Here is a 2,936-nt window from a genome sequence, read left to right as displayed (position 1 = left end):
TTGATCAAGCCCTCGACCTATTAGTATTGGTCAGCTGAATGCATTACTGCACTTACACCTCCAACCTATCAACCTGGTAGTCTTCCAGGGGTCTTACTAGCTTAACGCTATGGGAAATCTAATCTTGAGGTGGGCTTCACGCTTAGATGCTTTCAGCGTTTATCCCTTCCCAACATAGCTACCCAGCTGTGCCACTGGCGTGACAACTGGTGCACCAGAGGTTGGTCCATCCCGGTCCTCTCGTACTAAGGACAGCTCCTCTCAAATTTCCTGCGCCCACGGCGGATAGGGACCGAACTGTCTCACGACGTTCTGAACCCAGCTCGCGTGCCGCTTTAATGGGCGAACAGCCCAACCCTTGGGACCGACTACAGCCCCAGGATGCGACGAGCCGACATCGAGGTGCCAAACCTCCCCGTCGATGTGGACTCTTGGGGGAGATCAGCCTGTTATCCCCGAGGTAGCTTTTATCCGTTGAGCGATGGCCCTTCCATTCAGAACCACCGGATCACTAAGCCCGACTTTCGTCCCTGCTCGACCTGTATGTCTCGCAGTCAGGCTCCCTTATGCCTTTACACTCTTCGCGCGATTTCCGACCGCGCTGAGGGAACCTTTGGGCGCCTCCGTTACCTTTTAGGAGGCGACCGCCCCAGTCAAACTGCCCACCTAGCAATGTCCTGTGACCAGATTCATGGCCGCCAGTTAGAATTCCAATACTGTCAGGGTGGTATCCCAAGGACGACTCCATAGAAGCTGACGCCCCTATTTCTAAGTCTCCCACCTATCCTGTACAGACAATACCGAAATTCAATGCTAAGCTACAGTAAAGCTCTACGGGGTCTTTCCGTCCAACCGCGGGTAGTGAGCATCTTCACTCACACTTCAATTTCACCGGATTTACTGCCGAGACAGTGCCCAAATCATTACGCCATTCGTGCGGGTCGGAACTTACCCGACAAGGAATTTCGCTACCTTAGGACCGTTATAGTTACGGCCGCCGTTTACTGGGGCTTAAGTTCATGGCTTCGCCCGAAGACTAACCATTCCCCTTAACCTTCCAGCACCGGGCAGGCGTCAGCCCCTATACATCAGCTTACGCTTTAGCAGAGACCTGTGTTTTTGATAAACAGTTGCTTGGGCCTGTTCACTGCGGCCTACTCTCGTAGGCACCCCTTCTCCCTAAGTTACGGGGTCAATTTGCCGAGTTCCTTAGCAGTAATTCTTCCGCCGGCCTTAGGATTCTCTCCTCATCTACCTGTGTCGGTTTGCGGTACGGGCACCAACATACTCCATAGAGACTTTTCTTGGCAGCGTGGAATCAGGTACTTCGCTACTTAATTTCGCTCCTCATCACACCTCAGAGTTATGATTGAACGGATTTGCCTGTTCAACCCTCCTAAGTGCTTGAACGCACATCCAATAGTGCGCACACCCTATCCTCCTGCGTCATCCCATCTGTCAAACGCATGTTGGTGGTACTGGAATATCAACCAGTTGTCCATCGCCTACGCCTTTCGGCCTCGGCTTAGGTCCCGACTAACCCTGGGAGGACGAGCCTTCCCCAGGAAACCTTAGATATTCGGCCAACAGGATTCTCACCTGTTTCTCGCTACTTATGCCAACATTCTCACTTCTGCACTGTCCACCGCTCCTTACGGTACAGCTTCAACCTGTGCAGAAAGCTCCTCTACCACGTGTACGTAGTACACATCCATAGCTTCGGTGGTAAGTTTTAGCCCCGTTACATCTTCGGCGCAGGATCTCTCGACTAGTGAGCTATTACGCACTCTTTGAATGAGTGGCTGCTTCTAAGCCAACATCCTAGTTGTCTTAGAAATCCCACATCCTTTCCCACTTAACTTACACTTTGGGACCTTAGCTGATGGTCTGGGCTGTTTCCCTTTTGACCACGGGTCTTATCACTCGTAGTCTGACTGCCGGGGTACAAGTATATGGCATTCGGAGTTTGATAGAGTTCGGTAAGCGCTATGCCCCCTAGCTCATTCAGTGCTCTACCTCCATTACTCAATTTCCCGACGCTAGCCCTAAAGCTATTTCGAGGAGAACCAGCTATCTCCGAGTTCGATTGGAATTTCTCCGCTATCCACAGCTCATCCCATGGTTTTTCAACACCAACGTGGTTCGGACCTCCACGAAATTTTACTTTCGCTTCATCCTGGCCATGGATAGGTCACTCGGTTTCGGGTCTACGATATACAACTAGTTGCCCTATTCAGACTCGGTTTCCCTTCGGCTCCACACCTTAAGTGCTTAACCTCGCTATATATCGTAACTCGTTGGCTCGTTCTACAAAAAGCACGCCGTCACACTTTAATGTGCTCCGACCGTTTGTAGGCACACGGTTTCAGATTCTATTTCACTCCCCTCCCGGGGTTCTTTTCACCTTTCCCTCACGGTACTGCTTCACTATCGGTCACTAGGTAGTATTTAGCCTTGGGAGATGGTCCTCCCAGCTTCCCACAAGGTTTCTCGTGTCTCGTGGTACTCTGGAGTAGAACTACTTTTCTTTCTTTTTCACCTACAGGGTTTTTACCTTCTATGACTGAACTTTCCAGTTCTATTCAGCTAAAGAAATCAAAGCGTTATGTTCTATCCGCAACCCCAGAAACAAAGTTTCTGGTTTGGGCTCTTTCCGTTTCGCTCGCCGCTACTCAGGAAATCGATTTTTCTTTCTCTTCCTTCTGGTACTTAGATGTTTCAGTTCCCAGAGTGTACCTCTATATACCTATGTATTCAGTATACAGTGCATGATGTTAATCATGCGGGTTTCCCCATTCGGAAATCTTCGCATCACAGGCTATGTGCGCCTACGCGAAGCTTATCGCAGCTTGTCACGTCCTTCATCGGCTCCTAGTGCCAGGGCATTCACCGTGCGCCCTTTGTAGCTTGATCTTTTAATCAGCACATCTAAATTA

1 rRNA gene is annotated in these 2,936 nt (G+C 50.3%); it reads right to left on the bottom strand.

Going from position 1 to position 2,936, the window contains the following annotated elements:
* Positions 1 to 2,913 (bottom strand): 23S ribosomal RNA (locus OXH55_RS19810).
* Between the last annotated feature and the right edge of the window lie 23 nt (positions 2,914 to 2,936).

The sequence above is a fragment of the Clostridium ganghwense genome, assembly GCF_026735165.1.
Taxonomy (GTDB): Bacteria; Bacillota; Clostridia; order Clostridiales; family Clostridiaceae; genus Clostridium_H; species Clostridium_H ganghwense.
Note: the sequence above shows the minus strand (reverse complement) of the source record. Positions and strands in the feature narration are given on the sequence as shown.